The 672-nt window shown below is 61.2% G+C and carries 2 protein-coding genes; one reads left to right on the top strand and one right to left on the bottom strand.

The window, feature by feature from the left end; translation table 11 throughout:
- Nucleotides 1-100 precede the first annotated feature (100 nt).
- The gene (locus EA795_RS20705) at nt 101-289 is read right to left on the bottom strand and encodes a hypothetical protein (RefSeq protein WP_122079242.1); all 189 of its coding nucleotides are present in this window, start codon (nt 287-289) and stop codon (nt 101-103) included.
- 51 nt (nt 290-340) lie between these two features.
- Between EA795_RS20705 and EA795_RS20700 the strand changes: the two genes are divergently transcribed.
- The coding region (locus EA795_RS20700; RefSeq protein ID WP_147456335.1) for a M15 family metallopeptidase at nt 341-672 on the top strand (332 nt) is incomplete at its 3' end.

The following is a 672-nucleotide window of genomic DNA, read 5'->3' as shown; positions in this document are numbered from 1 at the left end:
TACCTCGGCATCAACCAGGCCTACGACAGGCTTGATGCTGAGTTGCCGGCAATCATCGAATCAGCTGGGTGCATTCCGTCTCAGTAACCGAGCGGCATCTCTAAAGCGCTTCCAGCCGCATGGCCTCTGCCAGCAGCTGATTGGCGATCCGCTCCAGCTCCTGTAGCGCTGCGGCTCTGTCTTTGGGGCCCAGCTCTGCGTGCGTGAAATCAAGTTCGGTAGGTATTGCATCCCGGATCGCCTGAGCCGCCCACACGGCTGCAAACGCCTGAACATTCGCTTTGACCATTGATAACCCCCGGCCCGCCTTGTGCGGGCTTTTTGTTTTGTGGAGGCAACCATGACCGAAACGCTCGGACAGAAGCAACGCCGCTTTACTCGCCTGGTCGGCCTGCTGATCGAGTACGCCTACCAGGAGGGCTACGAACTGACCTTCGGCGATGCCTACCGTGACCCGCGTGTGCACGGCGCGATTGGCGAGAAGAAGTCCTACAGCTCGGCCGGATCGCTGCACAAGGAGCGGCTGGCTGTGGACTTCAACCTGTTCAAGGATGGCCAGTACCTGACGCGCAGCGACGACTACGCGGCCCTCGGCGAATACTGGGAAAGCCTCGGCGGCACCTGGGGCGGCCGTTTCAACGACGGCAACCACTTCAGCCTCGAGCACGGTGG

Origin of the sequence: Stutzerimonas nitrititolerans, from assembly GCF_003696285.1 — a bacterium.
In the GTDB taxonomy this organism is placed as follows: domain Bacteria; phylum Pseudomonadota; class Gammaproteobacteria; order Pseudomonadales; family Pseudomonadaceae; genus Stutzerimonas; species Stutzerimonas nitrititolerans.
This window is presented reverse-complemented; position numbering and strand designations above follow the sequence as displayed.